The following is a 17302-nucleotide window of genomic DNA, read 5'->3' on the forward strand; positions in this document are numbered from 1 at the left end:
TATGAAAATTCAAAGTAAGATTTCTATACTATTAGCTTCCTTGCTATTAGTAACATCTTGTCAAAATCCAGATGAAAAAAATACATCTACAGACGATACAAAAGTAGAAGAAGCTGGCGAAGAAAATAAAGAAGCTAGCGAGGATAACAAAGAATCGGAAGAAAAAGATAAAAAAGTAGCAGATGGTGATCTGCCAACACTTATTTACTACAATGTCGGCACGCCACAACCTGCAACAGATGATGTTGCAGCTGCACTAAACGAATATCTTGACAGCCAAGATGCAGGTTATCACATAGCTTTCCAATACTTTGATTGGGGGGACTACCAACAAAAACTTCAATTAGCATCAAATGCTGGTGACGATTGGGACCTAGCATTTACAGCAAGCTGGGCTGGTCCATACAAGGAAATGGTTGATAAGGGAGCATTTCTAGATATCACTGACCTTGCCAAGGAAAAAGGCCAAGTTATGCTTGATTTAGTAAGTGATGATGTCCTAAAGGGTGCCTCAGTAGATGGCAGACTTTATGGAGCACCGGCAACAGCTGATAATATCACACCAGCAGACTTTTTCATATGGAATAAAGATCTTGTAGAAAAATACGATATCCCAATAGAAGATATCAAAGAAGAAAAAGACCTAGAACCATACCTAAAAGAAGTTAAAGAAAATGAAGCAGAAGTAGAATATCCATTTGGTATAGCAAATGACTTTATCTTCCAAACAAGAATTCCAACATCTACTGCAGCTCCTGGAGTAGGAGTTAGAGAAGAAGATGGAAAACTTGTTGCTTACTCAGCTTGGGAAGATGATGGCTACAAAGACCTAGCATACACCATGAAAAAATACATGGACGCAGGCTTTATAGATCCATCAGCTCCACAAATAGATGCTGGTCAATTGGCCAATGGTCCAACATGGCTAGTAAGAAAAGGTGAAGGTGGAGTAAAATCTGACGATATTTGGACTAAGAACTTTGGAGTACCTGTAGTTTCATCATATGCAGGAGACATGGTATATGTAACTAACGAAAAAGCAACAGGCTCACTTCTTGCTATAAACTCTCAAAGTGAATATCCAGAACTTGCAATGGACTTTATCAATAGAATGTATAGTGATAAGGTTTTAATGAGGTATCTAGTAAATGGTATAGAAGGTGTCAACTATAATCTAGTAGATGATGCAATCGAACCAATAGAAGATACAGGATACGATGTGCCAGGATTTACCTTCCTTGCATCACAAATGATGACACCAAGTGTAAAAGCAGAAAAAGAAGATAAAGCTGAAAGAGAAGCCTTACTAAAAACTTATCTAGAAAGAGTCAAACCATCACCAATACTTGGATTTAACTTTGACAAAACAGGCAGCGAAAAAGAATACGAAAATGTATATCAAATAATAGAACAATATCTACGTAATATTAAAACAGGCGCATTTGACGATGCGTATTACGATGAATTTATTGAAAAACTTCACACAGCTGGTATCGAAAAACTTGTAGAAGAAGTTCAAAAACAACTAGACAGCTGGGAAGACAAATAGGTAAATACTTTTTATTAATTAAAAAGTTTTTATAAAAAATTTTAGGGGGAAATATGAACAACAAATTTAAGAAAAGTGCACTAATTTTAGCATTAGCACTAGGTATCACAGCATGTGGCAATGATTCTTCAAAACCTGCTGAAGAAAAAGACAAGAAGGCAGAAACTACTGAAACAGCTCCAGCTGAAGAAGAAAAAGCTACAGACGAAAAGGCTGAAGAAGAAAAAGCTACAGACAAAAAGGCAGAAGAAGAAGCTACAGACGAAACTGAAACAGCTAAAACAGATGGTGAAGTTCCAACACTTACCTACTTCAATATAGGTGGAGAACCAACAAGACACGCTGAAGTTGTAGCTGCTATTAACGAATATCTAGATAGCCAAGATGCTGGTTATCACATAGACACAGTTTTCTATGACTGGGGTGATTACCAACAAAAGCTTCAACTAGCAATTAACTCTGGTGAAGATTGGGATTTAGCATTCACAGCTAACTGGGCAGGTCCATACAAAACTCTAGCAGATCAAAACGCTCTACTAGACTTAAATGACTACCTAGACAATGAACTAAAAGATGCTGCAGAATTAATCGACGATAGAATGCTAGAAGGTTCAAGAATAAACGGTCCACTTTATGGTTTGCCATCAGCTTATCCTGGAGTTGTAGCAGCTAACCAATTCGTATGGAACAAAGAATATGTTGAAAAATACGATGTACCATATGAAGATTTAAAAACAACAACAGATATTGAACCATACTTAAAAGAAGTAAAAGAAAATGAACCAGATGCTCCATATCCTTATATAGTAGCTTCTGACTACCTATTTGCTAGAGAAAACCCAGTATTTGAAGTTGCTTCTGGTATAGGTGTTAAAGAAGAAGATGGGAAATTAGTAGCTTATAGCATCTATGAATCTGAAGATTTCAAAGCTGAAATTGACCAAATGAAAAAACTTTATGATGAAGGTCTAATCAATCCAGATGCTCCACAACTTCAACCAGGTGAAGCTGACGGAAGCTATGAGTCAAACCTTGTAGGCCAAGCTGAAGGTGAACCAGGATCTCAAGCAGTATGGTCAAAACCAGATGAAGAAAAATTATCTTCAATAATCGGTGATTCAATAGTAATCGACAATGGCAAAGCAACAGGTAAGTTAGTATCTGTAAACAGCCAAACTGAAAATAAAGAAGAGGCACTAGACTTTATCAACAGAATGTTCACAGACAAGAAACTTCAAGACCTACTATCATATGGTGTTGAAGGTGAAGATTACGAACTTGAAGATGGAAAAGTTAAAAGACTTGGCGAATCTACAGAAGTATACGATGTAGCTGCATTCCAATACCTATCAATGTATAACAGAACTCCAATGGCTGGTGGCGTAGGTATTGGTGATCCAGAATTTGATGAAGAAGTAAAAGAATTTGAATCAAAACTTGTTGCTTCTCCAACACTAGGATTTAATATTGACAAGACACCAATCCAAGGTGAACTAGAAAATATTGAATCTACAACTTCAAAATACTTTATAAACCTTAAAACAGGTGCTTTCGACGAAGCTTACTATGAAGAATTTTTAGACCAACTAAAAACAGCAGGAATCGAAAAAGCAGTAACTGAAGTTCAAAACCAACTAGATGCTTGGAAAAAATAGTAGATAAAAAAAGAGGCTTATGCACTTTTGTGTATAAGTCTCTAGTTTTCTAGAGACTTTTGTAAGAATTTACAACATTTACCAATATATTTAGAAAATAAGAAAAGTAGTTTCTAAAGGAGTAAAAATGACGAAAATCAAAACAGGTATTATAGAAGGATTTTACAGCATACCTTGGACTTTTGAAGAAAGAAAATCACTTATTGAATTTCTATCAGAAGTTGGGATGAATCAGTTCTTCTATGCACCAAAAGATGACCCTTACCACAATGTAAAATGGAGAGAGCCATATCCAGCAGAAAAGCTTGATGAATTAAAAAAATTACAAGAAACCGCCACAGAAAAAAACATAGAATTTGTTTGGGCTATCCATCCAGGACAAAACTTAATCAAATGGGATGATTATGATAATGAAATTGAAAAAATATTCAAAAAATATGACCAATTGCATGAAGTTGGAGTAAATAGCTTTGGCCTATGTATGGACGATGTTGATCGCAATCAAGCCTATGAAGATAGAAAATATCACCTAAGACTTGTTAAAGATCTAATACGACATATTTCTAAATACGATAACAAGGACTTGATATTTGTTAATCCATGGTATAACCAAGCATGGATAGATGAAAAAGGTAAAGAATACTATGATATGTTTAGAAATATTGATCATCTAAACATTATGTGGACAGGTTATGATGTTGTAACTCCTTTAAGACATGATTCAAATGAAGCCTTTATAAAACTTTTGGACAAAAAACCACATATTTGGTTTAATTGGCCAGTTAATGACTACAAACGTGGTGAAATATTTATGGAAGTTTTTGAATTCTTTGATAGCAAAGAATTCAATTACGACTCTATTGTTCTAAATCCAATGAATCAAGCTGAATTATCAAAACTTTCCATCTACCAAGCGGCAGACCTATACAAGGATCCAGAAAACTATGAGCCAATAGAATCCTTCAAAAGAGGACTTGACTATCTGGACAAGAGTGTTGCAAAAGAACTTTTCATCATATCTGACTCCTTCTTCGGATCTGATATTTATAAGAGGGAAGAAAATAAAAAATACCTAGAAGAAGCTAAAATCAATGAAGCCTTTAATAAGGCTAATAATGATGAAGTTATAAGACTTATAGTTGAGAAAGTTACTGCAATAGATTCATACAAGGAAAATTATTCTAATCAGAAATTATATGATGAAGTGATCCCTTTCTTTGAAAGCTTAAAATACCTATTATTAGCCGTAAAAGAAGCTATAAATGGAGAAGATAAAAAGGCAAAAGAACTTTATGATAAGAGCAAATCCTTTACTATAAAAATCTACAAAGAATTTACCCAAGATGAGCTTATAGATAGGCAAGTTATCACATCAAAATCACTTGATGAAATTTACCACAAATTGATAGAGGAATAATATGAAAAAAACAGTCCACATCATATCCCACACCCATTGGGATAGAGAATGGTATTTGCCTTTAGAAAATCATACTATGCGTCTGGTTGACCTAGTTGATGGACTTATAGAAGCTTGTGAAGATCCTCGTTTCAAGTATTTCCAGTTTGATGGTCAATATTTGCCTATAGAAGATTACCTAAAGGTTAGACCAGAAAATAAGGAAATATTAAAAGAATTAATAGAATCAGGAAGAATCATAATAGGTCCTTGGTACATCTTACAAGATGCATTTTTGACAAGTGGAGAATCAAATGTCAAGGACTTAAGCCTAGGCATCAAAAAATCTTGTTACTGGGGAAAACCTGCTAGCATTGGATATTTCCCGGATACCTTTGGCAACATTGGCCAAGCTCCACAGATTTTAAATAAAGCTGGCATTGATGTCTCTTACTTTGGACGTGGAGTCAAGGCAACAGGTTTTGACAATGCAGTCATAGAAGATTTCACATCCAAAAATTCTGAACTTATTTGGAAATCAAACGATGGGTCAGAAGTGTTGGGAATACTATTTGCGAATTGGTATTGCAATGGAGTAGACATACCTAGCAAGGAAGATAAGCTTAGAAAATACATGGATCAAAAAATAGCCGACATGGAAAAATACGCTTCGACTAAGCAGCTTCTCTTGATGAATGGTTGCGACCACTCTCCAGTACAAAAAAATATTGGAGAAATCATAGAAAAGTTAAATACCATGTATGACGACTATGAGTTTGTCCATTCAAACCTAGATTTGTACTATGAGGCAGTAAATAAAGAAATAGATAGGAAAAATCTTGCTGAAATAACTGGCGAACTTCGTAGCCAGACAACAGACGGTTGGTACACCCTACAAGGAACCTCTTCATCTAGGTACTATCTCAAACATATGAACAAAAACTTAGAGATGAGACTTGAGGAAGTGACTCAACCTTTACTTACTATTTTTGGTAAAAAGGAAGATTATCCTCATGATAGGATTGACTACATCTACGAAAGGCTTATTTCCAATCACCCACACGACAGCATCTGTGGATGTTCTATAGATTCTGTTCACGATGGAAATAGGAGAAGATTCAAAGATGCTGCTGAGGCTTTGGACTATATTGACCAAAAGCAAGGAGAATTTATAGGGAAAAACACCTACAATGACTCAGATTATGTGAGTTTTTGCTTGATAAATACCCTGCCATATGAAAGAAGTAGGATCGTTTCAATAGATTTAGACTATATGAAGGAGTTTTTTGGGGCGAATTTCCCAGAAGTTGTAAAAAAACTTCAAGAAATTGATCTGCCGGACTTAACTTTAGTCGATGAAGATGGCAATGAAATACCTGGTCAAATCACAGATATAGGCACAAACTTTGGCTATGAACTACCAGAAGATGTCTTCCGCAAGCCTTATTTTTCAAGGCAAGTAAACGTTAAGTTTTTAGCAAAGCTTAAAGCATATGAAAAGAAAATATTTAGACTAGTAGAAGGAAAAAGTAAGTACGAAATTATCTCTTATGACAAGGACCTAATTGAAAATGACTTCTACCAAATAAAAATAAATGACAATGCCTCCTTGGACATCAAGGATAAGAGGACAAATGAATCTTATACCAATGTTTTGATGGTTGAAGATAGTGGGGATATTGGAAACGAGTACATCTACAGGCAGTCTTACGATAATCTAAGGATTTTGGGCGGCAAGCTCATAAAAAAAGAAGTCTTAAGGGAAAATGACAAGTACATCATAAAGCTTACAGAGGAAATTTCTATCCCAGAATCTTCCGACCAGACCTTGTTTGAAGAGCAAGTTACTCTAGTAGGTCTACCATTTAGGCAGGCAAAAAGATCAAAAGATTATGTAAAAATGAATATTTATAAAGAAATCATAGTCTATGATGAAAAATCAACAATGGATATTAAGATTAAACTTAAAAATATGGCCAAAGACCATAGGATGAGATTATTATTTGGCCACAAATTAGAGTCTGATTTTATTTATCCAGAAAGTATATTTGAAACAGTCAAAAGATCTGCCTACCCTCCAAAAACTTGGGAAAATCCAGATTATTCACAAAATTTGAGCAGGTATATCCAAGTAAAAGATGAATCTAACAAAGGTTTTACAGTATCCACTATAGGTATAGCAGAATATGAACAAGTAAAAGATGAAGGTCTATACCTAACTTTATTTAGGTCTACAGGTGAGCTTGGAGACTGGGGATATTTCCCAACACCAGATGCCCAGCTTTTGGGTGATTTGGCTGATATGGAATTTGACCTATACCTAGATATATTTGACCAAAATCCATCTATTTCAATACAAAAAGCTTTGAAGGATAGAGTGCCTTTCTTTAAGGTTCAAATAGATAAAAACACTGATACCACAAGCTTTAATCCTGATATTCCAGATATAGACCTTGGAGAAAACTTATATTCTATTCTATACAGAAATTATGATGGAGATCCTATATTTAGGGCTTATAATCCAAGTAATGAAGATAAGCAAATTCCTAAGCTTAATGGAGAAAATTACGATATACTAGGGCAAAATCCAGATGATCGCAAGATTGATAAGGACAAATTGAGTCCGTTTGAGATTAGAACCACAAAACTTGATTTTTGAAAGGAGTTTTATGGAAAAGATAGTTGAAAGCTTGATAGAAAAAGTAAACAATTCCAATCAAGTGACTGATGAAATTAAAAAAATATTTGAAAAAGCTATAAAAAATACTTTTACGACTACCATGAAGCTTACAGATAGGGGAGATGTCTTTGTAATCACTGGCGATATAGAAGCTATGTGGCTAAGAGACTCTGCTGGACAGATTAGACCCTTATTTTATATAGATTCGGATGAGGCAAATGATTTAATCAAAAAAGTCATCCAAAGACAGTTCTTTTCAGTCGACAAGGACTACTATGCTAACGCCTTTAATAAAGAGTCAAATGGTAGGGCTTGGACCCACGACGATATAACAGATTTTGAATCTGATTGGGTTTGGGAGAGAAAGTATGAGCTTGATAGTCTAGCTTATATCATGCAAACTGCTCATTTGTATTACGAAAAGACAAAAAATTCATCTATATTTGATGATGAATTTATGAGAATTTTGACAAATGTAGTTGATCAAATTAAGCTTGAACAAAACCACGAAAACTCACCATATGAATTTGTAAGGCCAAATCCTGAAGCAGTCACAGAAACTCTAAGAACTGGCAAAAAAGGCTCTCCAGTAGCCTACACAGGCATGAGCTGGTCAGGTTTTAGGCCAAGTGACGATTCTTGTATGTACCAATACCTAGTTCCTGCCAATGCATTTACAGTTGTAAGCCTTAGAAGACTTGCTGATTGCTTGATTGATGCCGGCAAAGATAATGACCTTGCTAATAAGATGAAAAATCTTGCTGATGAGATTGACAAGGGAATAAAAGAACACGGAAAAATTAATGATGATGAATTTGGTGAAATTCTAACTTATGAAGTTGATGGACTTGGCAATAGCAATTTTATGGATGATGCCAATGTTCCAAGCCTATTATCCCTTGCTTACCTTGATTACATGGATAAGGACGATGAGCTTTACAAAAACACTAGAAAGGCAATCTTATCAGATAAAAACCACCTTTATTATGAGGGAAAGGCTGCTAAGGGTATAGGAAGTGACCATACTCCAAAAGATTATATATGGCATATAGCCCTAGCTATGCAAATGATGACATCAACAGAAAAAAGCGAACAAGAAGAAATCCTCCACTATTTTGAGACAACACATGATGATAAGTATTTGATGCATGAAGGTTTCCATAAGGATAATCCAAGTAAGTACACAAGAGATTGGTTCTCATGGTCAAATTCTATGTTCTGTGAGGCTGTTTTAAGATACATAGGCCTTGAAATGATCAAGGCCTAGTAGCTTCGTAGATTTCACAGACTATATCTATAGAGACAATAAGGGGTGCCATTTTTGAGATGTTAAACTCATAAGTTGAATATGATGGAGTCAGAAAAACAAAGTCTGATTTTTGGGCCAAGGTAGACTTAGGACTTCTGGTGAGGGATAGGATTTTCGCCCCCTTTTCAAGAGCGTTATCAACCCCTTCTAGAAGGTTGGTATTTTCCCCGCTTAGGGAAAGAGCTATTAGTAAGTCTTCCTTATTTAAGCTATTGGTCAAAAGATTAATGGCATAAGGTTCCTTGGCGTAGTCAGAATTTATAATATTCATTTCATTTAATTTGTAGACAAATTCATTGGCGGCAAGGCCAGATGTGCCTATGCCAATTATTGCGATTTTGTGAAATTGGTCCAAATTCTTGATAAAATCATCAAGCTTAGGATCTACTTGCCCTATACTAGAAATCATATCTTCATATATGGACAAAGATTTGTAAGTCCTATTATCAGTTAAAGATTTGAGGGCGTAGCGAAACTCGAGATATCCATTGAAACCAAGTTTTTGTGAAAACCTAGTGGCGGTAGCTGTGGACACATAAAAAGTTTTGGCAAATTCATTTATAGAAAGATTTGAAATATCGGACTCTAAACTTTTTAATTTTTTGACTATGGCTTGCTCACTTCTAGAAAGTTTTATATTATTTTTGCTGATTATATCCATTATAAAATCATATGAATTGTTTGACATAATAACTCCTTATTAGATTATTATAACATAAAGGGAAAAAATGTATTTAGTATTTGATATAGGTGGATCATCCACCAAGTACGCTTTAATAGAAAACGATATGATTATCGAGAAATCTTCAAAGGCTCAAGCGAAAACAATGGATGAATTTGTGAAGTTTTTTGAAGATACAATAATATATTACCAAAATAAATATAAAATCGAGGGCATAGGCTTATCTTCTCCGGGAACAGTAGACCCTCTCACAGGCAAAATTCTAGGCCAATCAGCTGTGGAATTCATCACAGAATATAATTTTGCCTACCATTTAGAAAATAGATTTTCTTTGCCAGTAGCTATAGAAAATGATGCAAACTGTGCAGCCCTTGCCGAAGTTTATTACGGAAAGTACAAAAAAGATTATATAGCTTTTCTTATAATTGGTTCAGGAATTGGAGGAGCTGTTGTAAATAAAGGGAACATAGTAAGGGGTGCCAAGCTAGAAAGCGGTGAATTTGGCTATATGCTACTAAAAAATGAAGACGGTAATTATGAAAACTTCTCAACTCTTGCAACTTTACCGAATGTAAGGCGCAAGATGGTAGAAAAATATGGAATTAAAGATACAACTTATCAAATTTTTGATAAGTACTTTAAGAAAGAAGAGCCATATTTTTCCCACGTTGACCTGATGTTTGATTACCTAGCCATGGGCATTTATAACATTGCATATACAATTGACCCGGAAATCATTTATCTAGGCGGTGGAATTTCTTCTGATGAACGCTTTATAAATGAGCTAAAGAAAAAGCTTCAAAGTGGAATCTTTGCTAGCAAAGAATACGACATCAGACCTGTATCATTTTTTAATGACAATAACCTCTACGGAGCCTATGCTAATTTAAAAAAGACAATCAAAGAAGGCAGAAGCCTTAAACAAAGGAGTGAAGATGATTAAATTTCCACAGGGTTTCCTATACGGATCTGCCACAAGTGCTGCTCAATCTGAAGGGGCGGCAAGTCTTGATGGCAAAAGTGAAAGTACTTGGGATTTTTGGTACAAAGAAGACCCGTACAAATTTCACAATCTAATAGGACCCGAAAAAACAACGGATATTTACCATAACTATGAAAAAGATGTAGAATTACTAGAGAAAACTGGACATTCAGTATTTAGAACCTCCATTGGCTGGTCTAGACTAATACCAGATATAGATGGAGGAGTTAACCCAAAGGCAGTCAAATTTTATAGGGATTATTTTTCAAAAATCAAAGAGAAAAACATAACCCTATATATAAACTTATTTCACTTTGATATGCCTATGTATCTGATGGATATTGGTGGTTGGACCAACAAAGAGACTGTAAAGGCCTATGTTTCTTATGCAAAGAAATGCTTTGAACTCTTTGATGATTTGGTTGACGGCTGGTTTACCTTTAATGAACCAATAGTCCATGTCCAATGCCAATATATGAGCGGCCACCACTATCCGGCGGAAGTAAATCCACAAAAAGCCATTCAATGTGCTTTTTACACCCAGCTTGCCAGTGCTTCAGCTATAAAGGCCTACAAGGTAATGGATGGTAAGAAAAAAATCGGAATAATACTAAATCTTACACCATCATATCCAAGAAGTGACAATGATGGAGATCTAAAAGCTGCCGAAATTAGCGAGCTGTTTAATACAGCTTCATTTTTGGATCCATCTGTTAAAGGTTATTATCCAAAAGAATTAGTAGACATAATAGCGAATGAAGATTTATTGCCAGAATACACAGACCAAGATTTACAAATAATCAAAGAAAACACCATAGACTTTTTAGGTGTAAACTATTATCAACCACTAAGAGTTATGGAAAATCCATATCTTTATAAGGATGATGCAATGTTTTCTCCAGGCAAGTATTATATGGGCTATGATATGCCAGGCAAAAGAATGAATCCATATCGAGGTTGGGAAATTTATCCAAAGGCCCTATATGATATTGCAATAAATATACGAGATAATTACGGCAATATAGAGTGGCTAGTCACAGAAAATGGTATGGGCGTAGAAGATGAGGAACGCTTTAGAAAAGATGGTCAAATCCAAGATGACTACCGCATAGAGTTTTTCAAAGAACACCTATACTGGCTTTCTAAGGCCATAGAAGAAGGGGCAAATTGCAAGGGCTACCAAGTTTGGACCTTCATAGATTGCTGGAGCTGGCTAAATGCATATAAAAACCGATATGGTTTAGTTGAACTAGACCTTAAGACAGGAGAGCGTAGGATTAAGAAATCTGGTGAGTGGTTTTATGAACTTAGAAAAAACAACGGATTTGAACTCTGATCAACACTTTGGCTTAAAAGAAACTTTTGATGGCACATTGCCAGAATACCTTGGGCCATTGCCAAATACTTCCCAAGTTAATTATCTAGTAGAAGGATGTGGGGCTTTCTTGCACTTTGGTATGAACACTTATACCGAAGTAGAATGGGGCAATGGCAAGGAAAGCCTTGATGACTTTACCATGACTGACTTTGACTACGAATCCTATGTAAAAACTTTGAAGGATTTGGGTTTTAAAAGACTTATTTTTACAGCCAAACACCACGATGGTTTTTGCATGTGGGATACAAAAGAGACTTCCCACAAGATTACTAATACTAGCTATGGTAAGGATTTTCTTTATGAGCTATCAAAAGCTTGCACTAAGTTTGATATGGATATGGGCATATATCTTTCACCGTGGGATGTCCACGAGCCTACTTATGGAAGTGGGGATGCCTATAACAAGTTTTATATTAATCAGATCAAAGAGATTGTAAATAATCCCATATACGGCAACAAGGGCCATTTTGTAGAATGGTGGTTTGACAACGCCAAAGATGAGAATTACCCAGATCAAGAATATGATTTTGAAAGTTTTATGGCAGAGATTAGGAAAAACAATCCTGAAATCTTATTTTTTGGGGTCGGGGCTATGGGTGGCATCCACTGGGCTGGTAACGAGTTAGGCTTTGCCCCAAGTGAAAATGCTCCTAGGCTTAAAAAGGATACTTTTCAAATAGACTACGATTCTGCCTTTAGGTCAGCTGTGGGACACAATGAAGACTATGTTTTTTCTATAAGCGAATGCGACACTTCAGTTACCGACCGTTGGTTTTCTCACAAGGATGAGAGAATAAAATCTATAGAAGAACTTTTCGAAATATACCTTAAATCTGTAGGACGTGGGGGTGTTTTGCTATTAAACATTCCTGCCAACAAGAGCGGGAAAATAGATGATAAAATCATAGAAAGATTAAAAGAAACTAAGGAAAAGGTTCAAGAAACTTTCTCTAAAAATATAGAAGATGATATCTTAATAAGTTGTGATGACATAGGAAGTGAATACTATATTAGTGTAGAAAATCCTAATAATCTTGATATAAATTTTGTCACAATTGGGGAAGATATTAGAAAAGGATCACGCTTCACTCATGGATATATATTCATAAATGGAGAAAGATTTAATATCGACTCTATTGGAAATAGGCGTATTTTCGACCTAAGACCTTATAGAAATATCAAGAAATTAAGACTTGCCTTGTATGGAGCAAGCAAGCTATACATTAACGATTTTAAAATTTATTAGTTTATATGTATAAATGTAATATTTCCCCTTCAAATAATGTTATAATGAAACTATAGGAAAATTTTAAAATCAATATTTGGGCTTTTAGGAAAGGAGCAATATATGTACGGTTCAATAGAACTAGGTGGAACAAAAATAAGGTGTGGGATTTTTGACGATGGGGGAAAACTCCTCACAGAAGATAGGATAAAAACGGCTGACCCATATGACAATGTAGAAGAAATTGTAGAATTCTTCAAGGACTCTGATATAAAATCTATTGGCATTGGGGCATTTGGTCCAATTGATGTGGACAAAAATAGCAAAACTTATGGGTCTATTCTAGCTACGCCAAAAAGGCTTTGGAGAAATTTTGACTTGCTTGGTGAGCTTAAGAAGAAATTAGACCTACCAATGGGACTTACAACAGATGTTGGAGCAAGTGGTATTGGTGAATATGAATTGGGAGCAGCAAAAGAGAAGACAAGCTCGCTATATTTAACTATAGGCACAGGTATAGGTGGTTCCTACATACAAAATGGTAAATTGCTTGAAGGATATTCTCACCCTGAAATGGGCCACTTTGAACTTCCAAAAGAAGATGGAGATGACTTTGAAGGAGTGTGCGATTATCACAAAAATTGCTTTGAAGGCCTTTGCTCAGGACCTGCTATAGAAAAAAGAGCAGGAGAAAAGGGAGAAAATCTCGACATCTCAGATAAAGCCTTTGCCATAACCGCAAAATATATAGCTAAGGGTCTTTATACCTACACAGCAATTCTTCGTCCACATATCATAATAATCGGTGGAGGAGTTTGCAATAAGGAAGGCATGATTGATAAAATCAGAGAAGAATTTGACAAGATAAAGGGCGACTACCTTGTTTTGCCAGATAGTAAAGAATATATAGTATTCCCGGAACTAGGCAACGAGGCTGGCCTTATAGGTGGCTATGTACTTGCAAAAGAGATAGCACGAGACTAAAAAAAGGACTTTATGACCTAAACCCCAAAATCCGCAATACGGATAGAGGGGTTCAGCTCATTAGTCCCTTTTTATTGTAAATTTTCTTATTTGTGATGAATCTTCAGCTTGCAATAATATTATCCACTTTTTCTTTCGTCTGATTGTAGTAATTGATGCATTTTCTTTTGGGCTTATGGAAACCACTTCGATTTTACCATCACAGATATATTCGCTAGCCTTAAGTTCATCATCTGAAAGCATGTAATCATTTACTTCCAATGACTCAAATTCAGTTGAATTATAAATTCGTGCAAGTTTTTTTATATTATACAAAGATATAATTTCCAGTTTACAAGCCTTATCTTCAAAGACAATTGTTAAATAAGTTGCCTTAACAGGGTCAAATTCATAAGTATATTCGCCCTTATTTTTAGTCATTTGGTAATTAATTAGAGTCCCCTTATCGTAAGTCATAGCTTCAGATACATAAATTTTTATGTCAGGATTTTTCACTTTGCTAATGACTAGTTTAGCAAAAACTTGCTGGGTGGCAAATCCTAGGGTGATCTTATTATCGTCTACTTCCTTGATCAAGGCAAGATTAGCTATATCAGCATTTATTATTTGTTTTTCACATTCAACTCTTACAAATGCACTTGCTTCTAGCCTTTCTTCTCCTATATTTCCATAGCCTTTGACTAATAATTGCCCTTCTTCTCTAAGGTCGTCTTCATTAATGTCATCCCAAGAGATATCTATGAAATTACCACTAAGCTTGCCCTTTTTATCTACTAGTTCCAATTTGTGGGGAAGTTTTGGATATATGTTTGGCAAGGTTGTTGTGGAATAATTTAAGATGCTTAAGCCCTTTTCTCCTATGAAAGATGGAGTCTGTATCTCTTGATTAATTTCTTCTCTGATATTAAAAGTATTTGGACTTTCTTTAAGGTCAATTTTAAGGCTTGCTTCTTTAAGACCAGGACTTGTAATTTTTGCTTCTATTGGTTCAAGTCCGGATTTTCCTCCTATGATTGCAAGGAGTTTGCCAGCAAAGGCTTTTTTCTGACAAACTTTAAAGGAACCCATATCTTCTTGAAATCCGTTGTCAAGGCCTAGGAGGATTGCATTTTCTGATAGATCTACATTGATCAAATTATCCGCATTTGTAATGAGATTATCATTTTCATCAACTATGTCTATTGTGACATAAGCTAAGTCATAAGAATCGTTATATATCCTATTTTTATTTGCCCTTGCCATAATTTTTGAGGCCTTACCACTTGTATTGATAATACTTCTACCAACAGTTTGGGTTATTACGCGGCCCTTTTCATCATAAGCTATAGCTTGGATGCTTCCTTCTTCAAATGGGATTTCCCATTGGGCGTATAGGGAAAAGCCACGTTTTCTAGCATTATTAGATTTATATTTGTGGCCAGCCTTTGTCATTTGGCTTACAAAATATTCTTTGCCATAAGATTTGATCTTGCCATTTTGATCCTTGTAGACTAGCTCTACTGAGCTAGCATTTGTGTAGCAGATGACCTTAACTTTACCGTCATTTATTACGACTTCACCTTCATTCCAACTTGGTAATAGATGGCAGGTGACATCCTTATCATTCCACAAGCTCCTATAAAGATAGTAGGCATCTTTTGGAAATCCTGCTAAGTCTATTATGCCGAAGTATGAAGAGCGAGGACTTGGCCAATTATCGACAGGACCTCTGTCTACACCGTTAAAGGGAGTAGGTTCTCCAAGATAGTCAAAGCCTGTCCACACAGCTTCTCCAGCCACATAGTCTCTTGTTATGATATCATACCAAGCATCAGATGCATGGCTACCCCAGGCAACTTTTGATGTGTCATATGAAGATAGCTTTCTATCTTTAGGTAGATAGTCTAATTCAAACCTGTCATAAACTGACCTGGAATTGATATTTGAAGCTGTTTCGCTTGCCCGAAGTACCCAATCTGGGTAATCTTTGTGGATTTTATCATAGCGACCGCCTTCTGTATAATTAAGGCCAACCATGCCAGAAGCTTTATTAACCTTATCATCGATATCAATCAGTTCGTCGACATAGTCATATCTTAAGATATTATCTCCAATTGTAAGCCATCTTTTAGAATCGACTTCTCTGGCCCATTTTATGAGACTTGCTGCTAGATTTGGATACAAGGATAAACTTGACCAATCAGTTCCCTCCATTATTTCATTCCCTATAGATATCATAAAAATAGCTGGGGAATTGTAGTCTCTTTTGAGGACTTCTTTTAGGGAAAACTCTGCATAAGTCATAGAAGGATTTGAGCCTAAAAGCATACTTTTGCCAATTTCCTTTTCAAAATAGGTGGAAAAATCATTGTAATTGTTGTTTTTATCCAAAATCCACCCGTCAAAAATCTCACTTACTACTAGCATGCCTTTTTTATTGCATAGATCAATCAAAGTTTTACTTGCTGGGTTGTGGGAAAGCCTAATGGTATTGGCTCCCATATCCTTTAATATATCGATCTTGTATTCAAGGGCTGATTTATAATCACAGGCTCCTAGGGCGCCGTTGTCGTGGTGGAGGCATACTCCCTTTATCTTGATATTTTTGCCATTTAAGGAAATGCCTTTTTGAGGATCTTTTTCTAAGCTTCTAAAACCGATATCTGCTACATTTTCATCAATAGATACACCATCTAGTAAAATCTCTGACTTAAGCTGGTATAAGTTTGGATTTTCCAAGTCCCATAAAGAGATATTATCTAGTTCAAAAGGTAAATCTATATTATTTTTGCAAGCTGGATTGATAGTAAATTCTTCGCTTGTAAGCTCTTTTATTAACTTATTTTTAAAGTATAAGGAGTGCTTAATTTTAAAAGTTTTTGTATCTGTATAATTGTTGGATACTTGAGCTTTCACATTTACTTTGACGTGTTTATCATCTATTTCATAGTCAATCTTTGGTCCGTATATGCCAAAGTTTAGCCTATCTTTTACAAGTATATTTACAGACCTATAGATGCCAGAACCAGAATACCAGCGGGAAGATGGGACTTGGTGGTTGCATCTTATAGCTAGGAGATTTTCTCCGTCTTTTTTTAAATATGGAGTTAATTCATAGGCAAAGGGATTGTAGCCATAGGGATTAAAGCCCAATTTCTCTCCATTTATATAAGTAGTTGAGTTTTGATAGGCTCCATCAAAGTATACAAATACTTGCTTTTCATGAAGATTTATATCATCTATAATAAAACTTTTCCTATAATTGCCAACTCCTCCAGGCTTATAGGCAGATTCTGCTTCAAAATATGGGCTAAAGTTCTGGTCTATAGAGTAGTCGTGAGGAAGATTTATATTAATAAAATTGTCATCGCTAAAGTTTGGAAGATAGGCACCTGGTTGATCTCCCAGGTAAAACTTCCAATTCTTATTAAAATTTTGTTTGCTATCTGAATTTATAAAATTAGTATATGATTTTTCGATCAT

At 35.4% G+C, this 17302-nt stretch carries 11 protein-coding genes; 9 read left to right on the forward strand and 2 right to left on the reverse strand.

Going from position 1 to position 17302, the window contains the following annotated elements; all coding sequences use genetic code 11:
* Position 1 precedes the first annotated feature (1 nt).
* From BQ7474_RS00610 to BQ7474_RS00630, 5 genes are all read left to right on the forward strand, one after another.
* Positions 2-1549: an ABC transporter substrate-binding protein gene (locus BQ7474_RS00610; protein WP_073997144.1), complete on the forward strand. Its 1548-nt coding sequence runs from the start codon at positions 2-4 to the stop codon at positions 1547-1549.
* Positions 1550-1602: 53 nt separating this feature from the next.
* On the forward strand, positions 1603-3204 hold the full coding sequence (locus tag BQ7474_RS00615; RefSeq protein WP_073997145.1) for an extracellular solute-binding protein: 1602 nt from the start codon (positions 1603-1605) through the stop codon (positions 3202-3204).
* 127 nt (positions 3205-3331) lie between these two features.
* Positions 3332-4621 (forward strand): beta-N-acetylglucosaminidase domain-containing protein, encoded by a 1290-nt coding sequence (locus BQ7474_RS00620; protein ID WP_073997146.1) that lies wholly within the window; start codon positions 3332-3334, stop codon positions 4619-4621.
* 1 nt (position 4622) lies between these two features.
* Positions 4623-7259: an alpha-mannosidase gene (locus BQ7474_RS00625; protein WP_073997147.1), complete on the forward strand. Its 2637-nt coding sequence runs from the start codon at positions 4623-4625 to the stop codon at positions 7257-7259.
* A gap of 10 nt (positions 7260-7269) precedes the next feature.
* Positions 7270-8547 (forward strand): glycoside hydrolase family 125 protein, encoded by a 1278-nt coding sequence (locus BQ7474_RS00630; protein WP_073997148.1) that lies wholly within the window; start codon positions 7270-7272, stop codon positions 8545-8547.
* Here BQ7474_RS00630 and BQ7474_RS00635 read toward each other — a convergent pair.
* Positions 8537-9277: a MurR/RpiR family transcriptional regulator gene (locus BQ7474_RS00635; RefSeq protein ID WP_073997149.1), complete on the reverse strand. Its 741-nt coding sequence runs from the start codon at positions 9275-9277 to the stop codon at positions 8537-8539. The two genes, BQ7474_RS00630 and BQ7474_RS00635, sit on opposite strands and share 11 nt — an antisense overlap.
* Before the next feature lie 40 nt (positions 9278-9317).
* Here BQ7474_RS00635 and BQ7474_RS00640 point away from each other — a divergent pair, with 40 nt between their 5' ends.
* The 4 genes from BQ7474_RS00640 to BQ7474_RS00655 all read left to right on the forward strand — a co-directional run bounded on the left by BQ7474_RS00640 (position 9318) and on the right by BQ7474_RS00655 (position 13840).
* Complete coding sequence (locus BQ7474_RS00640; protein ID WP_073997150.1) at positions 9318-10214, forward strand: ROK family protein; 897 nt, start codon at positions 9318-9320, stop codon at positions 10212-10214.
* Positions 10207-11589: a glycoside hydrolase family 1 protein gene (locus BQ7474_RS00645; RefSeq protein WP_073997151.1), complete on the forward strand. Its 1383-nt coding sequence runs from the start codon at positions 10207-10209 to the stop codon at positions 11587-11589. Before BQ7474_RS00640 ends, BQ7474_RS00645 begins: the two co-directional genes overlap by 8 nt.
* Positions 11555-12877, forward strand: a complete 1323-nt coding sequence (locus BQ7474_RS00650) for an alpha-L-fucosidase (RefSeq protein ID WP_073997152.1) — start codon at positions 11555-11557, stop codon at positions 12875-12877. Before BQ7474_RS00645 ends, BQ7474_RS00650 begins: the two co-directional genes overlap by 35 nt.
* Before the next feature lie 102 nt (positions 12878-12979).
* On the forward strand, positions 12980-13840 hold the full coding sequence (locus BQ7474_RS00655) for an ROK family protein (protein WP_073997153.1): 861 nt from the start codon (positions 12980-12982) through the stop codon (positions 13838-13840).
* Positions 13841-13900: 60 nt separating this feature from the next.
* On the opposite strand, the gene BQ7474_RS00660 is transcribed toward BQ7474_RS00655, so the two are convergent.
* Positions 13901-17302: a glycoside hydrolase family 2 TIM barrel-domain containing protein gene (locus BQ7474_RS00660; RefSeq protein WP_073997154.1), complete on the reverse strand. Its 3402-nt coding sequence runs from the start codon at positions 17300-17302 to the stop codon at positions 13901-13903.

Source organism: Anaerococcus urinomassiliensis (genome assembly GCF_900128425.1).
Lineage (GTDB): Bacteria > Bacillota > Clostridia > Tissierellales > Peptoniphilaceae > Anaerococcus > Anaerococcus urinomassiliensis.

Bases quoted from the DNA above. Each gene is read 5' to 3' on its own strand.
- BQ7474_RS00610 (WP_073997144.1), top strand. From the start codon at position 2: ATGAAAATTCAAAGTAAGATTTCTATACTATTAGCTTCCTTGCTATTA.
- BQ7474_RS00615 (WP_073997145.1), top strand. From the start codon at position 1,603: ATGAACAACAAATTTAAGAAAAGTGCACTAATTTTAGCATTAGCACTA.
- BQ7474_RS00620 (WP_073997146.1), top strand. From the start codon at position 3,332: ATGACGAAAATCAAAACAGGTATTATAGAAGGATTTTACAGCATACCT.
- BQ7474_RS00625 (WP_073997147.1), top strand. From the start codon at position 4,623: ATGAAAAAAACAGTCCACATCATATCCCACACCCATTGGGATAGAGAA.
- BQ7474_RS00630 (WP_073997148.1), top strand. From the start codon at position 7,270: ATGGAAAAGATAGTTGAAAGCTTGATAGAAAAAGTAAACAATTCCAAT.
- BQ7474_RS00635 (WP_073997149.1), bottom strand. From the start codon at position 9,277: ATGTCAAACAATTCATATGATTTTATAATGGATATAATCAGCAAAAAT.
- BQ7474_RS00640 (WP_073997150.1), top strand. From the start codon at position 9,318: ATGTATTTAGTATTTGATATAGGTGGATCATCCACCAAGTACGCTTTA.
- BQ7474_RS00645 (WP_073997151.1), top strand. From the start codon at position 10,207: ATGATTAAATTTCCACAGGGTTTCCTATACGGATCTGCCACAAGTGCT.
- BQ7474_RS00650 (WP_073997152.1), top strand. From the start codon at position 11,555: ATGAACTTAGAAAAAACAACGGATTTGAACTCTGATCAACACTTTGGC.
- BQ7474_RS00655 (WP_073997153.1), top strand. From the start codon at position 12,980: ATGTACGGTTCAATAGAACTAGGTGGAACAAAAATAAGGTGTGGGATT.
- BQ7474_RS00660 (WP_073997154.1), bottom strand. From the start codon at position 17,302: ATGATCGAAAAATCATATACTAATTTTATAAATTCAGATAGCAAACAA.